21 protein-coding genes and 3 pseudogenes are annotated in these 25,720 nt (G+C 70.4%); 12 read left to right on the forward strand and 12 right to left on the reverse strand.

Annotated elements, in window-relative coordinates; all coding sequences use genetic code 11:
- Nucleotides 1–7: 7 nt before the first annotated feature.
- The 4 genes from ACIBVL_RS19615 to ACIBVL_RS19630 form a co-directional block, all read right to left on the reverse strand.
- Complete coding sequence (locus ACIBVL_RS19615; RefSeq protein ID WP_399098465.1) at nucleotides 8–1,282, reverse strand: sensor histidine kinase; 1,275 nt, start codon at nucleotides 1,280–1,282, stop codon at nucleotides 8–10.
- Between the two features lie 192 nt (nucleotides 1,283–1,474).
- Nucleotides 1,475–2,812: an FtsX-like permease family protein gene (locus ACIBVL_RS19620; RefSeq protein WP_399098466.1), complete on the reverse strand. Its 1,338-nt coding sequence runs from the start codon at nucleotides 2,810–2,812 to the stop codon at nucleotides 1,475–1,477.
- Between the two features lie 3 nt (nucleotides 2,813–2,815).
- Complete coding sequence (locus ACIBVL_RS19625; RefSeq protein WP_399098467.1) at nucleotides 2,816–3,607, reverse strand: ABC transporter ATP-binding protein; 792 nt, start codon at nucleotides 3,605–3,607, stop codon at nucleotides 2,816–2,818.
- Nucleotides 3,608–3,851: 244 nt separating this feature from the next.
- Nucleotides 3,852–4,097, reverse strand: a complete 246-nt coding sequence (locus tag ACIBVL_RS19630) for a hypothetical protein (RefSeq protein WP_399098468.1) — start codon at nucleotides 4,095–4,097, stop codon at nucleotides 3,852–3,854.
- Nucleotides 4,098–4,129: 32 nt separating this feature from the next.
- Here ACIBVL_RS19630 and ACIBVL_RS19635 point away from each other — a divergent pair.
- The 3 genes and pseudogenes from ACIBVL_RS19635 to ACIBVL_RS19645 all read left to right on the forward strand — a co-directional run.
- Nucleotides 4,130–4,672: pseudogene (locus ACIBVL_RS19635) on the forward strand (Gfo/Idh/MocA family oxidoreductase); the annotation flags it as partial.
- A 13-nt stretch (nucleotides 4,673–4,685) separates the two neighbouring features.
- Nucleotides 4,686–5,684: a sugar phosphate isomerase/epimerase family protein gene (locus ACIBVL_RS19640; RefSeq protein ID WP_399098469.1), complete on the forward strand. Its 999-nt coding sequence runs from the start codon at nucleotides 4,686–4,688 to the stop codon at nucleotides 5,682–5,684.
- A 155-nt stretch (nucleotides 5,685–5,839) separates the two neighbouring features.
- Nucleotides 5,840–6,860: pseudogene (locus ACIBVL_RS19645) on the forward strand (sugar phosphate isomerase/epimerase family protein).
- A gap of 51 nt (nucleotides 6,861–6,911) precedes the next feature.
- On the opposite strand, the gene ACIBVL_RS19650 reads toward ACIBVL_RS19645, so the two are convergent.
- Nucleotides 6,912–9,332: an Orn/Lys/Arg decarboxylase N-terminal domain-containing protein gene (locus ACIBVL_RS19650; RefSeq protein WP_399098470.1), complete on the reverse strand. Its 2,421-nt coding sequence runs from the start codon at nucleotides 9,330–9,332 to the stop codon at nucleotides 6,912–6,914.
- Nucleotides 9,333–9,774: 442 nt separating this feature from the next.
- Here ACIBVL_RS19650 and ACIBVL_RS19655 point away from each other — a divergent pair, with 442 nt between their 5' ends.
- The 4 genes from ACIBVL_RS19655 (at nucleotide 9,775) to ACIBVL_RS19670 (ending at nucleotide 15,551) form a co-directional block, all read left to right on the forward strand.
- The gene (locus ACIBVL_RS19655) at nucleotides 9,775–10,116 is read left to right on the forward strand and encodes an ArsR/SmtB family transcription factor (protein ID WP_399098471.1); all 342 of its coding nucleotides are present in this window, start codon (nucleotides 9,775–9,777) and stop codon (nucleotides 10,114–10,116) included.
- A complete protein-coding gene (locus ACIBVL_RS19660; RefSeq protein ID WP_399098472.1) occupies nucleotides 10,113–11,813 on the forward strand; it encodes a SulP family inorganic anion transporter in 1,701 nt (566 codons plus the stop codon). The genes ACIBVL_RS19655 and ACIBVL_RS19660 overlap by 4 nt, the downstream gene beginning before the upstream one ends.
- Nucleotides 11,814–12,212: 399 nt before the next feature.
- Complete coding sequence (locus ACIBVL_RS19665) at nucleotides 12,213–13,277, forward strand: LacI family DNA-binding transcriptional regulator (protein WP_399098473.1); 1,065 nt, start codon at nucleotides 12,213–12,215, stop codon at nucleotides 13,275–13,277.
- A 222-nt stretch (nucleotides 13,278–13,499) separates the two neighbouring features.
- Entirely contained in the window at nucleotides 13,500–15,551 is a 2,052-nt protein-coding gene (locus ACIBVL_RS19670; RefSeq protein WP_399098474.1) for an RICIN domain-containing protein, read from the forward strand.
- On the opposite strand, the gene ACIBVL_RS19675 is transcribed toward ACIBVL_RS19670, so the two are convergent.
- A complete protein-coding gene (locus ACIBVL_RS19675; RefSeq protein WP_399098861.1) occupies nucleotides 15,544–15,927 on the reverse strand; it encodes a hypothetical protein in 384 nt (127 codons plus the stop codon). The genes ACIBVL_RS19670 and ACIBVL_RS19675 overlap by 8 nt on opposite strands.
- Nucleotides 15,831–16,382: a X2-like carbohydrate binding domain-containing protein gene (locus ACIBVL_RS19680; RefSeq protein ID WP_399098475.1), complete on the reverse strand. Its 552-nt coding sequence runs from the start codon at nucleotides 16,380–16,382 to the stop codon at nucleotides 15,831–15,833. Before ACIBVL_RS19680 ends, ACIBVL_RS19675 begins: the two co-directional genes overlap by 97 nt.
- On the opposite strand from ACIBVL_RS19680, the gene ACIBVL_RS19685 reads away from it, so the two are divergent.
- Nucleotides 16,271–16,954, forward strand: coding sequence for a hypothetical protein (locus ACIBVL_RS19685; protein WP_399098887.1), 684 nt, complete (start codon nucleotides 16,271–16,273; stop codon nucleotides 16,952–16,954). The two genes, ACIBVL_RS19680 and ACIBVL_RS19685, sit on opposite strands and share 112 nt — an antisense overlap.
- A 253-nt stretch (nucleotides 16,955–17,207) precedes the next feature.
- On the opposite strand, the gene ACIBVL_RS19690 is transcribed toward ACIBVL_RS19685, so the two are convergent.
- The 3 genes and pseudogenes from ACIBVL_RS19690 to ACIBVL_RS19700 form a co-directional block, all read right to left on the reverse strand.
- A complete protein-coding gene (locus tag ACIBVL_RS19690) occupies nucleotides 17,208–18,746 on the reverse strand; it encodes a glycoside hydrolase family 43 protein (RefSeq protein ID WP_399098476.1) in 1,539 nt (512 codons plus the stop codon).
- A gap of 83 nt (nucleotides 18,747–18,829) precedes the next feature.
- Nucleotides 18,830–19,540, reverse strand: coding sequence for a fibronectin type III-like domain-contianing protein (locus ACIBVL_RS19695; protein ID WP_399098862.1), 711 nt, complete (start codon nucleotides 19,538–19,540; stop codon nucleotides 18,830–18,832).
- A gap of 162 nt (nucleotides 19,541–19,702) precedes the next feature.
- Nucleotides 19,703–19,888, reverse strand: a pseudogene (locus ACIBVL_RS19700) (hypothetical protein); the annotation flags it as partial.
- 411 nt (nucleotides 19,889–20,299) lie between these two features.
- Here ACIBVL_RS19700 and ACIBVL_RS19705 point away from each other — a divergent pair.
- Genes ACIBVL_RS19705 through ACIBVL_RS19715 form a run of 3 tightly spaced genes read left to right on the forward strand, consistent with a single transcriptional unit; the run spans nucleotide 20,300 to nucleotide 22,177 of the window.
- Complete coding sequence (locus ACIBVL_RS19705; RefSeq protein WP_399098477.1) at nucleotides 20,300–20,908, forward strand: DsbA family protein; 609 nt, start codon at nucleotides 20,300–20,302, stop codon at nucleotides 20,906–20,908.
- A gap of 46 nt (nucleotides 20,909–20,954) precedes the next feature.
- Nucleotides 20,955–21,764 (forward strand): MBL fold metallo-hydrolase, encoded by an 810-nt coding sequence (locus ACIBVL_RS19710; RefSeq protein WP_399098478.1) that lies wholly within the window; start codon nucleotides 20,955–20,957, stop codon nucleotides 21,762–21,764.
- A 2-nt stretch (nucleotides 21,765–21,766) separates the two neighbouring features.
- Entirely contained in the window at nucleotides 21,767–22,177 is a 411-nt protein-coding gene (locus tag ACIBVL_RS19715; protein ID WP_399098863.1) for a nuclear transport factor 2 family protein, read from the forward strand.
- 261 nt (nucleotides 22,178–22,438) lie between these two features.
- Here ACIBVL_RS19715 and ACIBVL_RS19720 read toward each other — a convergent pair whose 3' ends face one another.
- Nucleotides 22,439–23,248 carry an IclR family transcriptional regulator C-terminal domain-containing protein gene (locus tag ACIBVL_RS19720; protein WP_399098479.1) on the reverse strand — a complete coding sequence of 270 codons (810 nt, stop codon included), beginning with the start codon at nucleotides 23,246–23,248 and terminating at the stop codon, nucleotides 22,439–22,441.
- A 661-nt stretch (nucleotides 23,249–23,909) separates the two neighbouring features.
- Here ACIBVL_RS19720 and ACIBVL_RS19725 point away from each other — a divergent pair.
- A complete protein-coding gene (locus tag ACIBVL_RS19725) occupies nucleotides 23,910–24,344 on the forward strand; it encodes a hypothetical protein (RefSeq protein WP_399098480.1) in 435 nt (144 codons plus the stop codon).
- Here ACIBVL_RS19725 and ACIBVL_RS19730 read toward each other — a convergent pair.
- Complete coding sequence (locus tag ACIBVL_RS19730) at nucleotides 24,271–25,389, reverse strand: LacI family DNA-binding transcriptional regulator (protein ID WP_399098481.1); 1,119 nt, start codon at nucleotides 25,387–25,389, stop codon at nucleotides 24,271–24,273. The two genes, ACIBVL_RS19725 and ACIBVL_RS19730, sit on opposite strands and share 74 nt — an antisense overlap.
- Nucleotides 25,390–25,720 lie beyond the last annotated feature (331 nt).

Genomic DNA, 25,720 nt, shown 5'->3' on the forward strand with positions numbered 1-25,720 from the left:
TGCGGCGCTAGTGAGAACGCGTCCCCGAGGGCGTCAGGACACAGGGAATCTCCGCCGAGACCACCGTCGGACCGCCCACCGGGCTGCTGACGGCGAGGACTCCGTCGAAGGTGCCCAGGCGGCGTTCGATGCCGCGGAGGCCAGAGCCCTGGGCGACGGCTCCGCCTCGCCCGTCGTCCGTGACGGCGATGCGCAGCCTTCCCTCCCGGTGGTCGATGTCCAGCCACACCTGCTGCGCCCCCGAGTGCTTGGCCGCGTTCGTCAGCGCCTCGCTGATCGCGAAGTAGGCGGCCGTCTCGACCGACGCCGCGGCCCGCCCGGGCAACTCGATACGCGTCTCGACCCGCATCGGCATACGCAGCGCGAGCGCCTCGGCCGCGTCCGCGAGGCCGCGCTCGGCAAGAACCGGCGGATGGATGCCCCGTACCAGATCACGCAGTTCCTCCAGAGCCTCTGCGGAGTCCGTCCGGGCTTTGGCGAGCAGTTCCCTGGCCTGGGCCGGATCCTTCTCAAGAAGCGCCTCGATGGTGCCCAGGCTCATGCCCATGGCGACCAGCCGCGCCTGCGCGCCGTCGTGCAGATCCCGCTCGATACGGCGCAGTTCGGCGGCGGAGGCGTCCACGGCGTCGTGCCGCGTCCGGGTGAGCTCCTCGACCCGCCGCTCCAACTCCGCTCCCCCTGGGGCGAGTACGGCCCTCGTCACGTCGAAGTGGGCCCGCAGCAGACGCGGGTTGACGAACACGGCGAGGACGAGAAGGGCCGTACCGAGCGCGGCGGCACCGAAGGCGGACGCCTGGCCGGTGACGGGAACGAAGCCGTACCAGTAGCCGGAGTTCTCGCCGGCGTAGGCGCGCCACAGCCCGGCGGCGAGACCGTAGCCCTCCAGGGGATAGACGAGCAGGGCGGCCGGCAGGGCGGCGCTGACGCAGCCGACGGTCATGTCCGAGGCCAGCCACCCCAGGTCCCGCCAGGTCGCCCGGTCACGCAGCATGACCGAGGTCTTCTCCAGGTGCCCCAGCACACCGGGCCGCGGGTCGGCGGGGAAGGGCCGGTAGGCGGACGGGATGGGCACCCCGCCCCACCGCTCCGCCAACTCCCGCCGCCGGTCGGCGTACCAGCGCACCAGCTGGAGGATCCACGGGGTCGTCACCGCCCCGACGCCCAGCACGACGAACCCGATCGACATGACGGCCCCGATGAACAGGGCCATCGACGCGCCCAACGAGATCGCCGACAACACCAGCCCCCGCGACCCGGCCAGTACCGCGCTCCTGATACGCATCCCCGTAACCTCCGTGGTCCCTCGGCCCGTTCTCGCGGGCACGCTCAGAGTCTGCCGGTCCGCTCCCCGCCCGGTCACGGGTCCGAGGACCCCGTCCGCAGGGTGTACCTGGCACCACCCCCGTACCGGAGGGCACGGGAGGAGGCAGCCGCAGTGCGTACGGCCGCCCCTCCCGCATCCGGTGCGCCCGGGTCAGGCGGTCACCGCCGCCGCCTCCACCGCCGGGGCGCGCAGCGTCCGGCGGGCCGTGAGCAGGCTGGTGGCCGACGTCGCCAGGACGGCGACCGCCACGATGCCCAGCCATATCCCCGGCCCCTGGTCCGGCAGGAGTTCATCGGTGCGCACCGAGGTGAACGGCAGGATGCCGGCGACGGCGGCCACGGTGCCGAAGAACACCCCGGTCACCATGAGCACGAGCGCCTCCACACCGACCATGCCCAGCACCTGTCCCGGAGTCGCCCCCGCCAGGCGCTGCCGGCCGAACTCCTGACGGCGGTACGAGGTCGCGGCGTACAGGCTGTTGACGAGCATGACGCAGGAGAAGACCACGATGATGCCGACCACTGTGAGGTTCAGGGTCTCGAGGTTCTTGTCCTCGACGGACCGGGTGAGGCCAAAGGCCTCGATGGTGTCGTTCTCGATCGCCTGCATGTACAGCGTCGCGGTCGCCATGCCGGTGAAGAGGACCAGAGGCATCAGCATCCCGGACAACTCGGCCGCTCGCCGCCGCATGTGATGCACGGCCAGATAACCGCTCGCCCCGAACAGCGTGACCAGCGGCCGCCCCAGCCTGCCGAGGACGGCCCGCAGCAGCAGCGGCGAGAACACGGCCAGACCGACGGAGATCAGGATCGCGCCGTAGGCGGGAGCCGCCATCAGCGCGGGATCCGTCGCGTCGAAGGCGAACGTCGCGCACACCGCCGCCGTACCGAGGACGAGCGCCGCCGATCCGGCGGCCTTCCGGCCCAGCCCGGTGGGCCGTTCACCCACCGCCGCGGCCTTCGTCGCCCGGCGTACGGCGAGGAAGGCCGCGCCCGCCGAGGCCGTCAGGGTGACGCCGAATCCCGCCGCGAGCGCGACCGGCCCGAACACGTGGTCCACGTCCGCCGCGACCTGCCCGCTGTCCTGGAAGGCGTCGAGCAGGGCCCGTCCGCCGAACACCGCGGGCCCGACGGCCACCAGCGCCGCCACCAGGGCGACCACGACCGCCTCGCCCACGACCATCCGCCTCAGCTGTGCCGGGGTCGCGCCGACACTGCGCAGCAGGGCGATCTCCTCGCCCCGCTGCCGTACGTTCACGGTGAGCGTGGACGCGACGGCGAAGAACACCAGCAGCGTGCCGTACCCTCCCACCACTCCCGCGGCGAGACCGAGCGACTCGGCGCTGACGTCGTCCACACCGGGTGCGCCGGCGGTGTCGTGCATCGAGTTGAACGCCATGACGATGGTCGCGCCCAGGAACGCGGCCAGCAGCGTGGCGAGGAAACGTCCGGGACGGAGCCGGACGGAACACAGGGCCAGGGAGAACACTCCTCACACCCCCGACTCGGCATCGGCGCCCGCGCGATCGCCGAGATGCGCGAGCCGCTCGGCGACGGCGTCCACGGTGGGTTCGGCCATCCGCCCGGCCAGCCGGCCGTCGGCGAGGAACAGGACGGAGTCGGCGTACGAGGCCGCCACCGGGTCGTGCGTCACCATGACCACGGTCCGGCCGTGCAGCCGGGCGGCTTCCCGCAGCAGCCGCAGCACGTCCCGCGCACTGCGGGTGTCGAGCGCTCCGGTCGGCTCGTCCGCGAAGACCACCCCGGGTTCGGTGACCAGTGCCCGGGCGATGGCGACGCGCTGGCGCTGACCGCCGGAGAGCTGGTCCGGGAAGTGGCCCAGCCGGTCGCCGAGACCGACCTGGGCGAGGATCTCCCGGGCCCGCTCCCGGTCGACGCGCCGCCCGGCCAGCCTGAGCGGCAGCACCGTGTTCTGGGCCACGGTGAGCGTGGGCAGCAGGTTGTAGTGCTGGAAGACGAAACCGATGCGCCGCCGCCGGAACTTCGTCAGCGCCGTCTCGTCACCGCCCGTCATCTCCTCGCCGTCCACCACGACCGTCCCGCTGTCCGGCCGGTCGAGCCCGGCCGCACACCGCAGAAGGGTGGACTTGCCGGACCCCGACGGCCCCATCACGGCGGTGAAACTCCCCGCCGCCAGCCCCAGACTCACCCCGTCCAGCGCCGTCACCGCCGCCTCCCCGGTGCCGTGGACCTTGCGTACTCCGTCCAGGCGCAGGGCTTCGGCGTTCCGGGCGGGCTCGGGCCTGCCAGTTCGACGAGACATCGTCGGTCCCCTCCATCCGTCCCCGGGCGCTCGCTGCGCCACGTCCACGACGCTATGGCCCGCGGCCCGCCGGCACACTGGGCGTATCACCCGGGTACGGGGGTGGCCCCAGGTACACCCCGCTGCCTTCGGCAGGGCCTTCCCGTGCCCGGTTCGTGTCGCCGCCCGAGCCGCCGGAAGGCCCTGCCCTCTCGTCCGGTCCCTCAAGTGTTTCGGCCGGCGGGGCGCCACCTCGGTGCGTGACTCACGTCTGCTCCGCGAGCGGACGCGCGGTCCCGCCCGCGCCGCCGCGCCCCGGCACGGCCCCGGCGCGCGGCGCCCGGGGGACCAGCGTGATCAGTACGGTGCCGATGACACCGGGTACGGCGAGGGCGTACAAGTTCCACTGGAACGCCAGTCCGGCCTGGATGATGAGGCCGAGCAACGGCGGGGCGAGCATCGAGCCGAGGCGGCCGAAGCCCAGCATCCAGCCCAGAACCGTGGCGCCCATGCGGACCGGATAGTGCTTGGAGGCATGGGCGAGGAGTGTCCGCGCTGACGGAAACCTTCGTACGGGAACGCCCGCTGCCCGTCGGCGCCACCAGCGGCCTGTCCACCGCGTCGTCCGCCGGCAACGGCCAGGTCACCGTGGACGACGCCGCCGTGTTCACCGGCCGCTTCACCTCCGGAGCCCTCGCCTCCTTCGAGGCGACCCGTTACGCCACCGGGCGCAAGAACGCCCTGCGCATCGAACTCAACGGTGAGCACGGCTCGCTGGCCTTCGACCTGGAGCGGCTCAACGAGTTGTCGTACCACGACGGCAGGGAACCGAGCAGCCTTGCCGGCTTCCGCCGGGTCCTCGTCACCGAGGCCGACCACCCCTACCTGCACGCCTGGTGGCCGCCGGGCCACGGCCTCGGCTACGAGCACACCTTCGTCCACCAGGCCCGCGACCTCGTCCACGCGATCGCGGAGGGCCGTCGGCCCGAACCCTCCTTCGCCGACGGGCTGCAGGTGCAGCGTGTGCTGGCGGCGGTGGAGGAGAGCGCCGCGAAGAACTCCGTCTACACCCCCATCGTCGACTGAGAGGGTTTCCCCGATGCCGCGCAGGTTCACACTCTTCACCGGCCAGTGGGCCGACCTGCCGTTGGAGGAGGTCTGCCGCCTCGCCCGCGACTTCGGCTACGACGGTCTGGAACTCGCCTGCTGGGGAGACCACTTCGAGGTCGACAAAGCGCTGGCGGATGCGTCCTACCTCGACTCCCGCCACCAACTGCTGGACAGGTACGGCCTCAAGTGCTGGGCCGTCTCCAACCACCTTGTCGGCCAGGCCGTCTGTGACGCCATCATCGACGAACGACACCAGGCCATACTGCCCGCCCGCATCTGGGGCGACGGCGACGCGGAGGGCGTACGGCGCCGGGCCGCGGCCGAGATCGCCGACACCGCCCGCGCCGCGGCCGCCTTCGGCGTCGACACCGTGGTCGGCTTCACGGGCTCCGCGATCTGGCACCTCGTCGCCATGTTCCCGCCCGCCCCCGAGTCGATGATCGAGCGCGGTTACGAGGACTTCGCCGAACGCTGGAACCCGATCCTCGACGTCTTCGACGCCGAGGGCGTGCGGTTCGCGCACGAGGTCCACCCCAGCGAGATCGCCTACGACTACTGGACGACCCACCGGGCCCTGGAGGCCGTGGGCCACCGTCCGGCGTTCGGTCTCGACTTCGACCCCTCCCACTTCGTCTGGCAGGACCTCGATCCGGTCGGCTTCCTGTGGGACTTCCGCGACCGGATCTACCACGTCGACTGCAAGGAGGCCCGCAAGCGCCTCGACGGACGCAACGGCCGCCTGGGCTCGCACCTGCCCTGGGGCGACCCGCGCCGAGGCTGGGACTTCGTCTCCGCCGGCCACGGCGACGTCCCCTGGGAGGACGTCTTCCGCATGCTGTGCTCCATCGACTACCAAGGCCCCGTCTCGGTCGAGTGGGAGGACGCCGGCATGAACCGGCTCCAGGGCGCGCCCGAGGCCTTGACCCGTCTGAAGGCCTACGACTACGAGCCCCCGTCGGCCTCCTTCGACGCGGCTTTCTCCCACTGACCCACTGCGCCTTCTCCGGGCTGCCGGTCCATCCGGCCGCGCCCGGTTGCGCCTGCGGTCACGGGACGTGACCGCCCCCTCCCTTCGCCCGACTCACACGGCTGGACGTGATCCGCCACGCAGGCACAACGCCCTCCCCTCAAGGAGTTCCAGGAATGAGCCGCACCTGTCACACCGACCCTGAACTGACCCACCGCCTCACCCGGCGAGGCATGCTCGGCGTGGCCGCGGGCGCCTCCGCGGCCGCACTGCTCGGCGCGTCGGCAGCCTCCGCCCCCGCCGCCGGCCGCGGCCAGCCCCTCCTGCCGCCCGGCCGCCTGGGCATCCAGCTCTACAGCCTGCGCGACAAGGTCTCCACTCTCGGCTTCGCGCCGGTCTTCGCCGAGCTGGAGAAGTACGGCTACGACGAGATCGAGTTCGCCGGATACACCCAGGGCTCGGCCGGCCCGATCACCCTCGCACAGCTCCGGCGGCTCGCACGTAACCACGGCCTGACCCCGATCGGCAGCCACTTCGGCCACTACTCCGGCGACCCGAACGCCTACACCTTCGCCCAGAACCTCACCAAGGTCCTCGACGACGCCCAGGCCCTCGGCCTGAAGCACATCGGCACCGCCTCCGGCCCGTTCCGCTACGGCTCCACCGTCGACGCCGTCAAGCGCGCCGCCGAGGAGTTCAACACCTACGGCGCGGCGGCCAGGGCACGGGGCATGAAGTTCTACCAGCACAATCACTCCGAGGAGTTCTCCTTCGCCACCGACAACCCCGGGATCCGCCTCTACGACGTACTGCTCGCCGAGACCGACCCCGGCCTCGTGTACCTGGAGATGGACATCTTCTGGGCCCACGTCGGCCAGTTCCGCTTCTCCCGGCGGCCCGACGGGCACCCCCGCTCCCTTCGAGCCCCTGGACTACGTTCTCAAGCGGCCCCACCGCTACCCGCTCTTCCACGTGAAGGACGGAGTGACTGAGCCTTCCACCGAGTTCGGCTACCGCATGGTCGACGTAGGCGACGGCGACATCGACTACGAGCGGTTCATCTCCGCCGTGACCCGGCTGCGCGGCGAGCGCCTCACCCACCACTGGCAGACCGAGCTGGACAATCCGGCGGACTCCCTCAGCTTCGCCCGCCGCTCCAGCGCATACCTCCACTCACTCCGCGAGAGGTCCCCGTAGTCGTGCCGGCCGTGGGTGAGGATCACCCTGTTCGGTTCTGTGTGGCTTCCGTCAGGTCCGGTGGGACGGCAGTCGGCCGGCGGGGGTGCCCTCGGGTTCCTTCGGGTGACTTCGTTGGGCCGGTGTCAGGGCACGGTGCCGGGCGCTTGTCGCGTCGTCCGCCGTCGGGCGCAGGCATTCGATGAGGTAGTCGCCGGTGTCGGGGTCTGCGGTCACGCCGTGGGTCTCGCTGCGGAATCCAGGGAAGTGGCGGTCGAACGATTCCAGCGCGGTGAGGTAGCGCAGCAAGGGGCCGTCGGGGGCGCCGACGCTCTCGCCGGGCATGAGGACGGGAATGCCCGGAGGGGTGACGGTGACCATCGCGGCGGCCACCTGGCCCGGCGCGTCGGTCAGCCGCACGCGGTGCGTGCCGCCGCGGATCAGCCGCTGATAGCAGTGCTGCGGTGGGGTTACGGGTTCCGGCAACTCCCGGAAGGCGGTGTCCAGCAGGTCTACGAGGCGGGCCGAGCGCAGATGGTCGTGCATGTCCTGGCACAGTTCACGCAGGGTCCGGCCGGCGTAGCGCCTGGGGTGCTCGGCGACCAGCGCGGGCAGCACGCGGTCGAGGGGGGCGTCCTCGTCGTAGAGCGCCTTGAAGTCCATCAGGGCGTCGAGGAGTGTGCCCCACTTGCCCTTGGTGATGCCCATGGAGAAGAGCACGAGCGTGGTGTAACTGTCGGTCTTCTCCACGATGATGTGACGGGTGGCCAGATAGGCGGTGAGCACCCGGGCCGGGATGCCCCAGTCGGCCGTCTCACCGGTCGCGTCGATACCCGGACAGGTCAGGGTGACCTTGATCGGGTCGAGCATGCAGTAGCCCTCGGTCAGCGCGGGGAACCCGTGCCAGGCGGCGCCGGGTTCCAGGTGCCAGCAGGACGGCTGGGTGCGCAGCAGGTCCGCGGGCGCCTCGTCGAACGGCAGTCGCACGCCGGTGCCGGGGTCGGTGACCGTCTCGGGTTGCCACACGCCGAAGAACCATGGCGGCCGGTCGCCCGCCTCCTCGATACGGCGCCGGATGCGCACCATCTCCTGACGGAACCGGACCGCCTCGGTCACGGCCTCCTCCACCAGCCAGCGGCCCTGCGGACCGTCCATCATCGCGGTGGCCACGTCCAGCGAGGCGATCATCGGATAGAGCGGGGAGGTCGTGCCGTGCATCATCAACGCCTCGTTGAACCTGTCGTGTTCGACGGGCGCCCTGGGCGCGGACCTGACGTGGACCATGGCGCTCTGCGAGAGCGCGGCCAGCAGCTTGTGGGTCGACTGGGTCGTGAAGACCGTCGGCCGGTCCGGCCCGGGGAAGGTGTCCTCGTCCACCGACATGCCGTACCGGCCCGCGTACAGGGGGTGGAATCGGGCATAGGCGAACCACGCTTCGTCGAAGTGCAGTCGGGGTGTGCTGGCGGCGAGCGCCCGCGCTGCCACCGAGGCGTCATAACACAGGCCGTCGTAGGTGGAGTTGGTGAAGACTGCGTACTGGGCGTCCCGTGAGACGGCCTGCCCGGTGAGTGGGTTCGCCGCGATGCGGGCCGCGACCGAGTCCGCCGCGAGTTCCGCCGGAGGCAGCGGTCCGGCCAGGCCGTAGCCGTTGCGGGTGGGGATCAGATAGACCGGGCGTGCGCCCGACACGACCAGCCCGTGCAGCACCGACTTGTGGCAGTTGCGGTCCACCAGCGCGATCTCGTCCCGGGTGACGCTGAAGTGACCGACCACGCGGTTGCAGGTGGAGTCCCCGTGCAACACGAAGTACGTGAGGTCGGCGCCGAAGACCCGGGCCGCGTTGCGCTCCGCCTCGCCGATCGGGCCGGTGTGCTCGAACAGCGAGCCGAGTTCCTCGACGGAGATCGACAGGTCGCTGCGCAGCAGCCGTTCCCCGAAGTAGTCGTGGAACGCCCGGCCCACGGGTGACTTCAGCAGGGCGACACCGCCGGAGTGGGCCGGGGTGTGCCAGGAGTACTCGTGCGCGTCGTCGAAACGGCGCAGCGCCCGGAAGAAGGGCGGCAGGACGGCTTCCCGGTAGGCGCGGGCGGCGGTGGTGATCCGGCCCGCGATGAAGCCGGGAGTGTCCTCCATCGGCCACACGTACCCCACGATCAGTTCCGACACCCACAGCGGCAGGTCGCGTACACCGTCGTCCGTCATGACCAGGAAGACCGGCAGATCCTGGAACCGCCGGCCGATCGAGCGCAGCACCGTGGCGCCCCCGGGCTCGCCGTCCGGGCGGCCCCCGCCCGGAAGGTCCCAGGCGACCAGCGCCGCGGTCAGCCCCGCTTCCGTACGCAACACCGCTTCGGCGTCGGCCACACCGACCGCCCACCGGACGTCGAACCCCCGCGCTCCGATCGCCTCACCGATTCCGGCCCACTGTTCCGGGCCGGCCCCCTCGTCCCGAGGGTGTTCCCGCACCGCTACCAGGATCCTGCTGTCCGCCATGAGGTCCCCTTCCGGGCGGCCGTACCGCCGCCCCGGCCCAGTCTCCGAGAGACCCGCCGGTCTCGGCGGCGCGCGGCCGTAAACCACCCGCACGACGGAAAGGCGACGGCTCGTGCCGGTGCGAGGACGTGACAGCGAGCGCTGCGGGTGGGGTCGTGCGTGGCGGTGGCCGTACGCGGGAGGGTGACGCCGTCCCGGCCCCGGTGGTGAGCGCGCTGGACGTGGGCATGCCGTCGGAGCCTGTGACGCGTGAGGAGGCCCCTTCCAGGCGGTCGTGGCCGACGCGCGCGGGCGAACGGGGTGCGGGGTGCCGGTTCAGAGATGACGAATTGCAAAATTCTGCAATTAGTAAGAAGCTTAGGTTGCTGGGTCCGCTGATGATCGCGGGCGCAGCACCTCTGCACCGCCCCGGTGGGGCATTCATCGGGGAAGTCGAGGAGTCGTGTCGGTTCCGCTGTATCAGGCCAAGGCCGAGTTCTTCCGGATGCTGGGGCATCCCGTACGGATACGGGTACTGGAGCTCCTTCAGAACGGCCCGATGCCGGTGCGCGACCTGTTGTCCGCGATCGAGGTCGAACCGTCCAACCTGTCACAGCAGCTGGCGGTCCTGCGCCGCTCCGGGATCGTCACGTCGACGCGGGACGGCTCTACCGTCGTGTACGAGCTGGCCGGCGGGGACGTCGCCGACCTGATGAAGGCCGCGCGCCGGATCCTCACCGAGATGCTCGCCGGGCGCAACGAGCTGCTGGCCGAGTTGAACGACTCCGAGGTCGCCGCGCGATGACCTCGGTGATCAGCCGGGCCTGGACCCGGACCGCGGCACTGCTGCCCGGCCGTGCCGATCTGGCGGATGTGCGGCGTGACCCGCGCCGCGATCTGCTCGCCGGCCTGACCGTGGCGATCGTGGCGCTGCCGCTCGCGCTCGGCTTCGGGGTTTCCTCCGGGCTGGGCGCGGAGGCGGGGCTGGCCACGGCGGTCGTCGCGGGTGCGATGGCAGCGGTTTTCGGCGGGTCGAACCTGCAGGTGTCCGGGCCGACCGGCGCCATGACGGTCGTCCTGGTACCGATCGTCGGAGAGCACGGCCCGACCGGGGTCCTGACCGTGGGGCTGATGGCGGGGGTGATGCTGGTGGCTCTCGCGGCACTGCGGGCGGGGAAGTACATGCAGTACGTGCCCGCTCCCGTGGTCGAGGGTTTCACCCTCGGTATCGCCTGCGTGATCGGCCTGCAGCAGATTCCCGGTGCGCTCGGGGTGGCCAAGCCGGAAGGCGATCGCGTTCTCGTGGTCACCTGGCGGGCGGTCGAGGAGTTCGCCAAGTCGCCGAACTGGACGGCTGTCGGTTTCGCGGCGATGGTGGCGGCGGTCATGCTCGCCGGTGCCCGGTGGTGGCCGACGGTCCCCTTCTCCATCGTCGCGGTGATCGCCGCGACCGGCGTGGCCCAGGTGGCGGGTCTGGACGCGGCCAAGCCCATCGGCGACCTGCCGTCCGGGCTCTCCGCGCCCTCGCTGGCCTTTCTCGACCTCGGTGCGCTGGGCTCCCTGCTCGCCCCGGCGGTCGCGGTCGCGACCCTCGCTGCCCTGGAGTCGCTCCTCTCGGCGTCGGTCGCCGACGGCATGACGGTCGGGCAGAAACACGAACCGGACCGGGAGCTGTTCGGGCAGGGCCTCGCCAACATCGCCGCCCCGCTCTTCGGGGGCGTCCCCGCGACCGGCGCCATTGCGCGCACCGCCGTCAACGTCCGCACCGGCGCGACCTCCCGACTCGCCGCGCTCACCCACGCCGTGATCCTCGCCGTGATCGTCTTCGCGGCCGCCCCGCTGGTGTCGAAGATCCCGCTGGCGGCGCTGGCGGGGGTCCTGTTGGCGACCGCCGTCCGCATGGTCGAGGTCGGCTCGCTGCGGGCGATGGCCCGCGCCACCCGCTCCGACGCGCTGATCCTCGTCCTGACCGCGGTCGCCACCCTCGCCCTGGACCTGGTCTACGCCGTCATCATCGGTCTGCTCGTGGCCGGAGCGCTGGCGCTGCGGGCGGTGGCCAAGCAGGCCCGTTTCGACCAGGTGCCCCTCGACCGTGGCGACCACAGCGCCGAGGAGCACGCCCTGCTGGCCGAGCACATCGTGGCCTACCGCATCGACGGGCCCCTGTTCTTCGCCGCCGCCCACCGCTTCCTGCTGGAGCTGACCGAGGTCGCGGACGTGCGGGTGGTGATCCTGCGGATGTCGCGGGTGTCGACGGTGGACGCCACCGGCGCCCTCGTCCTGAAGGACGCGGTGGAGAAGCTGCGGCGGCGCGGCATCGTCGTGATGGCCTCCGGGATACGCTCCGGCCAGCGTCAGGTCCTGGACTCCGTGGGCGCCCTGGAGCTGCTGGGGCAGGACGGCAGGGAGTACGCCACGACGCCCGACGCGATCCGTGGCGCGCGCGAGCACCTTCAGCTGGCCGGAGTCCTGCCGCATTCGGCGGGCGCCACCCCGGCGTAGGAGCCGGCCCTCCTCGCCCAGTGTATGGAGCCAGGCGGCGGCACCGACCTGCTGTGGACGTTCAGGGCCCGCCGACCGACACGGGACGTGGGCCCCTCGTAGGCCTTCGACCAGAGACTGCGATCGGACAGATCCAATCGGCTGACGCGTCGAAGAGTGAACTTTCCGAAGAGTCGCTGTCAAGACTCTGCGGGGAACAAGCTGGGTGAACCGCTCCTTTTGACGCCGGACGCTCTGTCGGTGGAAGAAATGCTGCGCATGTTCTTGACGCGCCGCTGTCGGGCTGTCTAGATATGACCGCGCGGTCAGTGACCACGCGGTCATATCGCTGACCTCGTCTGATGCAGGCAGTGGGCGGCGAGACGGCAGACAGCGGGAATACGGCCGACAGGGGCTCTTATGACACCAGTGGTGCAGCGCGCTGCGGATACTCCCGCACCGCGCAGCGCGGACGTGGCCCGTGCGGCCGGAGTGTCGCGCAAGACGGTGTCGCGGGTCCTCAACAACGAGCCGTACGTCTCCGACACGGTCCGGCAACGCGTCCACGATGCCGCCGAGAAACTCGGGTACCGGCTGAATCACGCGGCCAGGGCGCTGGCGTCCGGGCGGAGTCGTTCCATCGGTGTCGTCGCTCTGGGGACGGCCGGGTACGGAACAGCCATGCTTCTCGTGGGCATCGAGAGGGCCGTACGCGACGCCGGTTACGCGTTGCGCGTGGTCAACACGGTGGACGGTGACCCCGAAGGCATCGCCGGCGCTGTGATGTCGCTTCTTGAACAGGGAGTTGACGGGATCGTCATCTCCGAGCCCGTCGTGGAGGGAGAGGTCTCCGTCAGGATCGACGTGCCTGTTCTGTTCCTGGGGGCACCGCCGTCCTTCCCCTCGGCCCTGACTCTGGCGGTGGGCGTTGGCGCCCATGCGCTGGCACGGGCGGCCACCGATCACCTGCTGGATCTGGGGCACACGACCGTTCACCACCTGGCCGGTCCGCAACGGTGGTACGCCTCCAAGGACCGTGTCGAGGGCTGGCGGGCGGCGTTGGCGGCACGGGGTGCGTATGAACCACCGGTGGTCCAGGGCGACTGGTCACCCGAATCCGGTTACGTGGCAGGCCGCGAGCTGGCCATGGACAGCTCTGTGACAGCGGTGTTCGCGGCGGGTGACGAGATGGCGATCGGCCTGATCCAAGCCCTGCGGGAGGCCGGCCGCCGGGTGCCGGAGGACGTCAGTGTGGTCGGATTCGACGGCAACCCCGTCTTCGCCTACGTCTCTCCGCCCCTGACCACCGTGCGTCAGCCCTTCGACGCCGCGTCGCGAGAGGGCATCAGGCTGCTCGTCCACGCCGTCGAGCAGCCGGAGAAGGATCTGTGTGCGGCGAGCGAGCCACCCGTCGAACTCGTCGTCCGAGGTTCCACCGCACCGCCGCCCTCCCACAACGGAGAGACGGTGCCTCGCACCATGTGAGCAACCGCCCCCGCCCGCTGCGCCTTGAGAAGTGCGCACGCGTGAGCACCACCTCTGTCGCCCGAGGACCCTCGTTCCGAGGGGCTCGTCGGAGCCGTCGCCGTGACATCGGCCGCTGTCGCGTCGGCTGACCTCTCATCGACTCCGCCGTTCCGCGTCCGGATCAGTCCGGCGTACGGCGGGCACCGAAACACACCTCCATCCCTTCCCCTGGGAGCCGCAATGTCCCCTGCGCAGACAGGCGCCAGACCCGGCGCCGCTCCGCGTTCCCGTCCCCTCTTCCTGCTGACGCTGGTGTTCGCCCTGCTGTCCGCGGTGGCGACGTTGGTCCTGCCGGCCGCGGGCCCCGCGGACGCTCTGGCCCGGGCGTCGCAGACGATGTACACGCCGCCGTCGGACGCGCCCTTGCCCGGGTCGTACTACCCGCGGGCGATGCGACTGCAGCACAACGGCTCGGCCAACGGCACGATCCTGGCGACGTTCGAGCAGTCCACCACGGGCACCCCGGTCTTCCCGATCTACCGCAGCACCGACGACGGCAACTCCTGGACGAAGATCTCCGACGTCGCCGACACCCAGAACGGCTGGGGCATGCGCTGGGAGCCCGAGCTCTTCGAACTGCCCGCGGCGGTGGGTGAGTTCCCGGCGGGCACCATCCTGGCGGCCGGAGCCTCCGTCCCCGCCGACCGCTCCGCCATCAAGATCGATGTCTACGCCAGCACCGACCGCGGGCTGACCTGGACGTTCGTCAGCAACATCGCCACCGGCGGGGCGGCGTTCGACACGAACGGCAACACCCCCGTCTGGGAGCCGTTCTTCCTCTACGCGGGCGGCAAGCTGATCGTCTACTACTCCGACCAGCGCGACCCCGACCACGGGCAGAAGATCGTGCACCAGGTCACCACGGACGTCCGCAACTGGGGGCCGGTCGTGGACGACGTGGCGATGCCCACGTACAGCCAGCGCCCGGGTATGGCCACCGTGGCGAAGCTGCCCAACGGCAACTACATCATGACGTACGAGTACGGCGGCTCCCCGGCCGGCAACTTCGCCGTCTACTACAAGATCTCCGCTGACCCGGAGGCGTTCAACTCCGTCACGGGCATCCCCCTGCGTTCGACGGACGGCGTGGTCCCGACCAGTACCCCCTACATCACCTGGCTGCCCACCGGCGGCCCGAACGGCACCCTGGTCGTCAGCGCCTACAGCACGGGCGACCTGTTCCTCAACACCGCCAACGGCGCCGCGGACACCTGGACGCGCATCAGCTCCAACGTCGCTCCCGGCTACAGCCGCGGCACGCTGCCCCTGCCCGACGGCCACAGCCTGCTGGTGCTCAGTGGAGGAAGCAGCAACGTCCGTAACCCTGTCACGTACGGCACCATCGATCTGGGCGGCGGCATCTCGGACGGTGCCACCTACACCCTGTCGAACGCCAACAGCGACCTGAAGCTCACCATCGCGGGCGGCTCCACCGTCAACGGCACTTTCGCCACCCAGCAGAGCGCCGACAACGCCACCGACCAGCAGTGGCGCTTCGCGGCGCAGCCCTCCGGCTTCTTCAAGATCTTCAACGTCGCCAGCGGCAAGGTCCTCGGCGTGCAGAGCCAGTCCACCGCCGACGGCGCCAGAATCCTCCAGTGGGACGACAACGGCACCCTCGACCACGAGTGGGCCGTCGCCCCGAACCCCGCCGGCGGCTACACCGTCACCAACCGCGTCACCGGCAAGCTCCTTGAGATCCCGGGCGCCTCCACCACCGCCGGCACCACCGCCGACCAGTGGAGCGACACGGGCTGCGCCTGTCAGCGCTGGAACCTCACCCAGACCGCCCTGCCCCCGTTGGGCACCGGACAATACATTCTCGTCAACAAGAACAGCGGCAAGTACCTCGACATCCCCCAAGGCTCGACGGCCACCAATACCGCCGCCCAGCAGTGGCAGAACTCCGCCTGCTTCTGCCAGCTGTACACCTTCCAGTCCGCCGGCGGCGGAGCCTGGACCATCAAGAACGCCAACAGCAACCTCAACCTCGACATCCGTAACGGCTCCACCACCGCGGGAGCCGCCGTCGTCCAGAACACCCCCTCCGCCGCCAACTCACAGAAGTGGACGCTCACCGACGCGGGCAACGGCTACTACGAACTCAAGAACGTCAACAGCGGCCTCAACGCCGGCGTCGCACAGTCCTCCACGGCCAATGGCGCAGCCGTCATCCAGTGGAACGACGTGAACATCGACGACCAACTCTGGAAGATCGTCCGTATCAACTGAGCGGCTCCGCCCAACCGTCGTCGACTCGCGCGAAGGGCCTCCCGGGACTCGGACTCGCGTTGCGAACCGAGTCCCGGGAGGCCCTGGTGACGGGTCTTCGCATCCGGCTTCCGAAGAAGGAGGCGCCCGGGAAGGGGGACGGCGGCCCGCAGCGGAGCGGTCCCAGTGTCGCTGCCCCCCTTGCCCGGAACACCGTTGAGGTCAGGCGGTCGTGCCGGTCGCCGAGGAAGGTGAGCGTCACCCGCGAGTCTTCCTTGAGCGACGTGAAGAAGTCAGGGGTCAGTTTGATGGCGTCGCCGGTGTAGGCGGAGAAGGCGGTGTCCCACTGTTGGTATGGGGCCAGTCGGCCGGACCCGCGTTGCTTCCGTCGTCGTATCTGGCTTCCATCGTCGCCGGCATGTCGCCGCGGAACTGTGTGGGGATGGCGAAGGAGCCGGTGCTCCCGTTGGCGTCCGACAGTAGGGGGTGTCGTACGAGATCACATCGATCGGCCACGGGGCACCCCGGGGAGAACCTGGCCTCCAGGTTCGCCCTGACACCGTACTCCCGGTCGCCCACCAGTCGCCCAAGGGTGCCGGCCGTCAAGGTCAGCCGGTTGCCGGAGAGCGTGTAGTCGGTGCCTCCGGTCAGGTCGCGGCCGTCGTACCAAAGTCCTTGGCAGTCGGTCGTGTTCGGGCTGAGGGTGAGCGTCTGGCCGGCCCGACGAGGCCGCGTCCTGGGTGCGGTACGCGAACGTGACCAAGGGCTACGGGGTGAAGTACTGGGAGATCGGCAACGAGGTCTACGGCAACGGGCACTACGGCGCCACCTGGGAGACCGACCACCACGCAAGCCTCAGCCCCGCCACGTACGCCAACTATGTGGTGCAGTACGCCTCCGCGATGAAGGCTGTCGACCCGAGCATCAAGATCGGTTCGGTGCTGACCACACCGGGATCCTGGCCGGACGGCATCGTCGGCTCCGGTGACTCGATGGACTGGAATCACACCGTTCTGTCGATCGCGGGTTCGAAGATCGACTTCGTGATCGTGCACCACTATCCGTACAGCACCAGCCAGGCGGACCTGCTGGGCAAGCCGCAGGCCGAGATTCCCGGCATGGCCGGCGCCCTGCGTTCGCTCATCAACCAGTACGCCGGCAGCACCGCACCCAACGTCGGCATCGCGGTGACCGAGGGCAACGCCGACGCCTACAAGGTGACCACGGTCGAGGGCGCCACCGACTACGACGACGGAGGCGTGCTGTCCAGGCGCTTCCTGCGAGCCGCCGCTGAACACGCCGTTCGCGCCGTATTACGGCACCCAGATGATCACCAAGCTGGGGTCGCCGGGGGACAGCCTGGTCCAGGCCGACAGTTCGACCTCGCTCATCTCCGGGCACGCGGTCCGACGGGCGAACGGTGATCTGAACGTCATGCTGATCAACAAAGATCCCGGCAACGACACCACGGTGAACCTGGTCCTACAGCGGCTTCACCCCGTCGACCGCCACGCCGAGCGTGTACTCGTACCGCAAGAACGCCACCTCGATCGGCTCGGCCACCACCGGAAGCGCGACCAGTCAGACGGTACCGGCGTATTCGATCGTGGTCGTCCGGCTGCGGCCCCGCACCGCCGGTTGACCTTGGCGAGCGGAGCCGCAGCGGGCGGCTGTCTGTCAGACGGCCCGCAACTCGAACCAGTCGAAGGCCGCGCTGCCCCGGGTGGCGTACAGGCCGAAGACGCGGCCGGTGAAACCGCCGGCGACCTCGGTGGTGAGATAGCGGCCGTCGAGTTCGGCGAGGATTTCGAAGCCGCCGCCCTCCGTCTCGTACCCCAGGCGGAGGGTGTCGGGACCGCCGCCCCGCAGGCCGGAGGCCGGGTCCTCCTCCGGGTCCGTGCTGCGGGCGGTGACCGTGGGCGGCAGCACGTCCGAGGTCCTGACATCGATTCTCAGAGTCAACGGCCCAGCCGATACGGCTCGTTCGGCGACGGCGTGACGGAGGGGGCCGATCCTCGCGACCGCGCGCACCACGCCGTCACCCACCTCGACCTCGTAGTGGTGCGCCTCGTCCAGCCGTACCGCCAGACCGCCCCGGCTGTCTTCAGCGACCTCGATCAGGGTGCGCGCGCTGCACTCGGCATAGCGCTGGCGCCGTCCCACGAAGAGTGCGCCGGGCCTGTCCAGACTGTCCGCGCGAGCGTGCAGCACCAGATGGCCGGGCTGCTCGTCGAGCCGTACGGCCTCGGGGTCCTGTCGCCTGAGGGAGACCCAGGAGGGTGCGAGGGCGGGGGAGTCGAAGTCGTCGCGGTCCGGCTCCTGCGGCCAAGGATGTGGTGGCAACTTCGGTGCGGGGGCGCGCAGTTCGAGCGGCCCGGGCAGCGGCCACCCGTCCTCCCACCGCACCGGTACCAGGAACGTCTCCCGGCCCATGCCGTGGTACATCGGTGTGTCGCCGCGGGGCCTGGTGCCCAGCAGCACCATCCACCAGGTGCCGTCGTGCGCCTGGACCATGTCGCCGTGCCCGGTGTTCTGCACCGGGTGACCGGTACTGCGATGGGAGAGCACCGGGTTGGCCGGGTGCGGTTCGAACGGGCCCGGCAGGGTCCGCGCCCGGGCGATCGACAGGGCGTGGCCGCGTTCGGTGCCGCCCTCCGACAGCAGCAGATACCACCAGTCGCCGACCCGGTACAGGTGCGGCCCCTCGGGGTACTGCAGCCCGCTGCCCGACCACATCGGCACCGGCTCGCCGAGCAGTTCGCCGGACTTCGGGTCGATGCGCACCCCGCGGATCCCGCCCGCCGAGAAGACGCACCAGCAGGTTCCGTCCTCTTCCCAGGACAGGGAGGGGTCGATACCGGGTATGTCGATACGCACCGGGTCCGACCACGGTCCCGCGGGGTCCTCGGCGGTCACCAGGATGTTGCCCGCCCCGGCGACCACGGTCGTGATCAGCCAGAACAGGCCGTCGTGGTAGCGCAGGGTGGGCGCGTACACGCCCGTGGAGGACGGGGCCGTGTCGGGCAGGGCCATCTGCGAGGGCCGGTCCAGAGCGTGCCCGATCAGCCGCCAGTGCACGAGGTCTCGACTGTGCCAGATCGGTACGCCGGGGACGTACTCGAAGCTGGACGTGGCCACGTAGTAGTCGTCGCCTGCCCGGCAGATGCTCGGGTCCGGGGTGAAGCCCGGGATCACGGGATTGTCGTAGAAGGCCATGTCCGTCCTGAGGAGTTCGGTGGTCGGGGGAAGTGCGCCGCGCGGAAGCGTCCGCGTTGGTCAGGGGGTCCGGCGGGCGCGTGTCAGGCTGTGAAGCCGAAGGAGGCCAAGCGGAGTTCGCCGGTGAGTACCACGAACAGATCGTGGGAACCGGCGAGTTGGGCCGCCAGGTCGGCGGTGACCGTGATCCAGGTGTAACGGTCGCCGGTACTCGGCACGGACAGGGCGGCCAGCAGGGTCCCGTCGGGACCGACCTCGCCCGCCCAGAACTCGAGGTGGCCCTCATCCGAGGCGGTGCGCGACATCTCGGCGGTGACGGCACGGGAGCCGGTCAGATCCACCGAGCGGTAGAGCAGGGTGCCGGTGTCCTTCGGGGCTGCCGGAGCCACCGCGTCGCCGTCCGTGCGTGTGGCGTCCACCAGCACGATGCCGTCGTAGTCGTCGAAGCCGGCAGAGGGCAGCATGCGCCCGACCGCTGCACGGGGCCCCGGTTCCGGGCCGGTGACCGTGAGCGGCGCGCTCAGCACCACATCGCCGGCCGAACGGGCGACCAGCACCTCGTACTCCCCGGGGTCGACGGCGAAGGCCTCGTCGGCGACCGACCAGTGGGCAAGCGCTTCGGACACGTCCAGGACGAACTCGACCTCCCGCGAAGCCCCGGAGTCCAGGCTCACCTTGGCGAAGCCGGCCAGTTTCAGCAGCGGTGCGTGGTAGCGGGCGCCGAGTGCGCGGACGTAGAGCTGGACCGTCTCCGTGCCGGGGCGGGCGCCGGTGTTGGTGACCCTGACGGACACCGTGACCGAGCCGTCCGGGGTGGTGCCGCTCGTACTCAGCCGCAGCGCGGTGTGGGCGAAGTGGGTGTAGGACAGTCCGTGACCGAACGGGAACAGCGCTCGTTCGCGGTGGTACTGGTAGGTCCAGCCCGCCTTGATGATGTCGTAGTCGAGGCCGTCCGGCAGCCGGTCGTCGCCGGTGCGGAACGCGGCGACGCCCAGGCGGGGGACGGCCGGAGCGTACTGGTGCAGCAATGCGATCCGCTCGCCCGGGGTGAGCCGCGACAGCAGGTCCTCCACCCGCTCGGCGAGCGGACGCCCGGGGTCGCGGAACGGCAGCCGGTCGGCAGGCGTGTAAGCGGCACTCACAGCAGGCAACCTCTCGGGCGTGCGCCGGTGCGGAGCTTGGCCGCACCGGCGAAGTCGTTGAAGCGCTTCGAAAGTCGCATGGTGGATCTCTGCATGTCAACTGCTCTTCAAGCACATGCTCATAGGCTGATTTACGATAACAAAAAGCTGTGACAGTCCTCTTGTGGAGGACGCTGTCCGTCGCTATGGTCGCCCGTCGCCCGGGGCGCCTGTCGAAGCGCTTCGACAGGCGCCCCAGGCGGTGTCGCCGTGACTGCCCCGATTGCGGACCGCGCCGGCACCGGGTCCATGGCATTGGCTGCGCGCAAGTGTCCCAGCTCACATAGGACCGAAATACCTGACAAGTCAGCTACTGTTTCATCAGGTGAATCGCTCGCAATCGGCGGGCGTTGCTCTCTGCTGAGGTCTTCGATGAAGCTCGTCTACGTCTTCGACGCCTATTGCGGCTGGTCGCATGGGTTCTCCGGCGCCCTGCGGGAGGTCGTCTCCCGTCATCCCGGACTTGCTGTCGAGGTGGTCTCCGGCGGTCTGTTCACCGGTCCGCGCCGGGTGCCGATCCGCGAGTTCGGCTACGTCCAGGACGCGAACGCCAAGATCGCCGAGCTGACCGGCGCCGAGTTCGGCGAGGCGTACGAGCGGCTTGTCGCCGACGGCTCGTTCGTGATGGACTCCGAGGCCGCCGCCCGTGGCGTCGCGGCCGTGCGTCAGGTGGCCCCCGACCGAGCGGTGGAGCTGGCGGCGGCTCTGCAGCACGCCTTCTACGTCGACGGACTGAGCCTGTCCGAGGCGGCCACCTACCGGACGGTCGCCCAGGCGGCCGGACTCGACACGGATGCCGTCGTCGCCGCCTTCGAAGCACCCGAGGCACAGACCGCGGCCCACGCCGACTTCCGCCGCGCAGCCCAGCTCGGGGTCACCGGATTCCCCACCCTGCTGGCCGTCGAAGGACACTCCGTCGCCCCGCTGGCCTACGGCCACGCCACCGCCGACGAGATGGACGAACGCCTCACCGCTCACTGAGCTTCCCCCCGTCCACACCCCCCTTCCCTTGCACAAGGAGCCCCGTATGAGCACTCTTTCCTTCAAGGTCCTCGACCTGGACTTCCCGGCCGGCAGCAAGAACAAGACCGCCACCCTCGTCACCGGCGAGAACGAGGCACTGCTGGTGGACGCCGGCTTCACCCGCGCCGACGGACACCGCCTGGCCGCCGAGATCCTCGACTCCGGCAAGAGCCTGACCACCGTCCTCGTCAGCCACGGCGACCCCGACTTCTACTTCGGCGCCGAAGTCCTCGCCGACGCCTTCCCCGACGCCGTCTTCGTCGCCACGCCGATCACCATCGAGCACATCCAGCACTCCTACGAGGGCAAGCTCAAGGCCTGGGCCGCGCTCGGCCCCAACCTCCCCTCCCGCCTGGTCGACCTCACCCCGCTGACCGGCGACGAACTGACCCTGGAGGGCCACCGCTTCGAACTCAAGGGCGGCCCGGCCGCACTGCCCGACCGCCACTACCTGTGGCAGGCAGAGCACCGCGCCCTCCTCGGCGGTGTACTGCTGTTCCAGCAGGAGCACGTCTGGGTCGCCGACACCCCCACCCCCGGCGACCGCGCCGCCTGGATCGACCTGCTGGACGAGATGGCCGCCCTCGACCCGCAGCTGGTCGTCCCCGGCCACCGCCTGCCGGGCACCCCCGCCGACGCCTCCGCCATCACCGCCACCCGCGACTACCTGACCGCCTTCGAGGAGGAGCTCGGCAAGGCGGCCGACGGCGCGGCCCTGACCGACGCGCTCGTCCGGCGTCACCCCGACCACGGCATGCTGATCGCCGCGCAGATCGGTGCGAAGGTCGCCAAGGGTGAGATGAAGTGGGGCTGACCATGGCCGAGTTCGCCGAATCCACCGCGCCTGCGGATGTCGTACGCCGCCAGTACCTCGCCTCCGCCGCCGGGGACCTGGAGGCCCTGCGCGCCACCCTCGCCCCCGACGTGGAGTGGACCGAGATGGCCGGCTTCCCCCTCGCCGGCACCTACCGCACCCCCGACGGCGTCACGACGAACGTGATGGAGAAGCTCGGCCAGGACTGGGACGGCTGGACCGCCCACGACGACACCTACGTCGTGGACGGCGAGAACGTCGTCGTCCTCGCCCGCTACACCGCCGCCAACAAGGCCACCGGCAAACCCGTCGACGTCCGCGTCGCCCACCACTTCGTCGTACGGGGCGGGCTCATCGTCCGCTTCGAACAGTTCGTCGACACCGCTCTCGTCCGCGAGGCCATGACCGGCTGACGCGTTTCCGGCCGACCACAAGTGCAGAAGATCCGCATGCCCGCTGACGACAACAAGCCGCGCGCGTGAGGCAGTCGATTGCGCCTGCCCCTTGAACGGCAGACCGACGTCGGTGCCACTGTTCGCGACCCAGTGACGCCGGCTCTGCGTCCGCTGGGAGTCGCGCACAGGGTGACGGCTGCCTCCCGATCCTGTCCTGCCCCGACAACAGCAGAGCCGACAACAGCAGAGCCGAAACCCGAGCGTCCCCCGTGGGCCGGTTCAGCCGGACCGGGGGGCGACCGTGGCTATGGGACGGGCCTCCCACGCGGCCCAGTCGGCGCTGATGTCCCCGGCGGCTCGCAGCAGCGGGGGCAGATAGTCCTCGAGGAGGTCGGAGACCGAGGTCTCGGCGGCGTGGGCGTTCACATTGACGGCCGCCACCGTCCGGCCCTGTCCGTTACGGATGGGCGCGGCGACGGAGCGGATGCCGAGGGCGAGTTCCTCATCACTCACGGCCCACCCCTTGGCCCGTACGTCACGCACCATCTCGTCGAGGTCGTCGCGCTGCGGATGATGCCGGGGTGTGATCCCCGACCGGCTGGGCAGGGCGAGCACACGGTCGAGCTCGGCTCCGTCCAGGGCCGCCAGCAGCACCTTTCCGAGAGATGTCCGCACCGCGGGGAAGCGGGTGCCGATGGTCACCGACAACGTCACCAGCTTGGGCATGACGACGCGGGAGACATGGACGATGTCGGAGCCGTCCAACTGCGCGACCGAACACGACTCCTCGGTACGGACGCTCAGTGCCCGTAGATGGGGCTCCGCAAGTTCCCAGATGTTCTGCGAGCCGATGTAGGCCATGCCGAGCTCGAGCACGCGGGGCGTGAGCGAGAAACCGATCTCGTCACTGCGCACGTATCCCAGTGCCTGGAGCGTGATCAGGATGCGGCGCGTCGTGGGCCTGGCCAACTGCGTTTCGGCGGCGATCTCGCTCAGCGTCATGTGCGGCCTGGCCGGCTGGAAGCTCCGCAGGACGTCTAGCCCCCTGGCGAGAGCCTCGATGAAATCCGGACCGGCGTCCCGACGCATCCCTCGTCCTCCACGCCTCTGAGATGGGCGGACGGGCCGATCGGCCGCCCACCGGATGGTTGTCCGACACTGTATCGCCGCTTCCTCCGGCGGCAGAAAACCCGCTCACGGCGTGACTGTGGGGCAGCCGGGCAGCGGGAAACGCTGCCCCACAGTCACGCCGCCGTCAGCGCTTCGGGCATGTGCCGGATCCAGGGCCCCTTCTGTTCCCGCGCCCATCGGATCGGCGACCCCGCAGAGGATGTGCCGCAGGTGCGGAGAGTCTGCAGGGTGGCCACGCTCGCTTGCCGACCTGGGCGACGGCGATGCGATCGACCGGCAGGCCGGAAAGCCCTCCCGCCGGTCCTCCACGTAGTCGAGGGCGTTCTTCACCGTGTTGGAGACCGTGCCGTGGTAGCCGGGGACGAGATCAGCAACGCGTTCGCGTCGGCAGTGCCGCCACCAACACCGCGGCCCGATCCGGCCTGTCGGGCTTCTCGGGGTCGTAGAGCGGAAGGACCGGATCGATCGACGGTTCGAGCCGCTTCCGGCACGCTCAGGCCGTTTCCGGCAACATGACCGGCCCACTGTGAGGATTGGAGTGGACAGGCGTCCGTACAACGGTCAGATTCTTTGACGCCACCACCTCGGCCTGCTGGGACACGACCTGGCGGAGGGGCTCATGAGCCACGTCGGCTTGGGGGAACTCGCCTTCTGGCTCGCCACCCGGCGTCGCCCCAGCCCGGGCGAGGTGCGGCTCTTCGAGACGGTGCTGGTCGCACTCGCCGACCACGGCTTCACTCCCACCGCCATAGCGGCCCGGCTGACCCTCCTGTCGGCGCCGGAGTCCATACAAGGGGCCATGGCCGCCGGGCTGCTCGGCGGAGGATCCCGCTTCCTCGGCGTCGCCGAGGACACCGGCCGGTTTCTCGCGGAGGTGATCGCCGCAGCGGGTGACCCCCTTCCCGCCGCCGACGCGGAATGGGACGCGTTGGCCGGCGAGGCACTACGGGCTCGTGAGCAGGGCCGACCGGCCTTACCGTCTACGGACGCGGGCGCCGTACGGACTGCCGGATCACCAGCTGCGTACTCAGGACGACGTGGTCGTCGCCGCTGACGCGCTCGCTGCGTTCCAGCGCGAGCCGGACCGCCGTTCGGCCGAGATCCTCGTAGGGCACCCGGACCGACGTGAGCGACGGGCTGAGGTCCGCGGCGAAGGGGACGTCGTCGAAGCCCACCAGGGAGATGTCCCGGGGGACATTCCGACCGGCGTCGCGGAGCGCGGCCAGCGCGCCGAGGGCCACCATGTCGGTACCCGCGACGACGCCCGTGAAGTCGACCCCCGCGTTCAGCGCGTCCCTCGTGCGCTGGTAGCCGGAGACGCGTGTGTACGGACCAGGGATGTCCAGCTCCTGCGTGTACTCCACGCCGTGCGCGCGCAGGGCGTGGAGATGGCCCTCCCGCCGTTGCTCCCCCGTACTGAGCCGGGGATCGCCGCCCAGGAAGAGGACGCGCCGGTGGCCTTGGACGAGCAGATGGTCAGCGGCCTGAAAGGCGCCCCCGCGGTTGTCGTACTCCACGACGGTCACCGGGAGATCCCCGGGCAGAGGCGGGCGGCCCACCAGCACAAGACGGGATCCGGCGGCGTGCAGGGCCCGCGCGTACTCGGCCATGCGCTGGAAGTACGCCTCGTCCTGCACCGCCCCGCCGACGAGGACGACCGCGGCCGCGTGCTGCTCACGCATCAACTGCACCAGGTCGTCCTCGCGTTCGGTGTCTCCGTGAGTGGCGCAGACCAGGCTGAGTCGGCCCCGCAGGGCTGCCTCCTGCTCGACCCCAGCGGCGACATGGGCCAGCGACGGCCCGGTGATGTCCTGCAGAACCAGGGCGATGGGACCGGCGACCCGCCCGGAGAGAGCTTTGGCGTGGACGTTCACCACGTAGTGCAGTGCCTCCACGGCATCCATGATGCGCTCCCGGGTGGCGGCTGACACGGGATAGTTGCCGGCCAGGGCCCTGGAAACGGTTGCTACCGACACGCCCGCCCGTTCGGCGACATCGCGAATCGTGCTGGGGCGCTCTTCACCTGCCTGGTTCTTCCGTCGACGCGTGGCGGCCTTGGGGCTGGGAGGCGCGGTAGAGCCATGTCCGTTCGCTGTCACGCCTTGACGTTACTGCACTCCGCATCCTCGCGGACCCTCAGAAGCGATTACCGGTCCGCCAACTACAGCAAACGTTTACTCTGTGCGGCACGGCGGTGGGAGCGTCGTCGACGGTGACCGTCGCCGTACCGTCCGCGGGTACGCCGTCGCCGCCCGAACGGTGAGGCCGCCAACGCCGTAGACGCCGGTGGCGTACCGGGGCGACCGCGGACCGCTGTCGTCGGTCGTGGCCATGTGGTGCGGGAGGCGGGTGTGCATCACGTCGGGCGGGCAGCGCGCGTAGCGGAACCAGGGCTGACGACCGTGCCGCCGAGGCGCGCCGGTTCGTTGC

Source organism: Streptomyces sp. NPDC049687 (assembly GCF_044465285.1).
Taxonomy (GTDB): Bacteria; Actinomycetota; Actinomycetes; order Streptomycetales; family Streptomycetaceae; genus Streptomyces.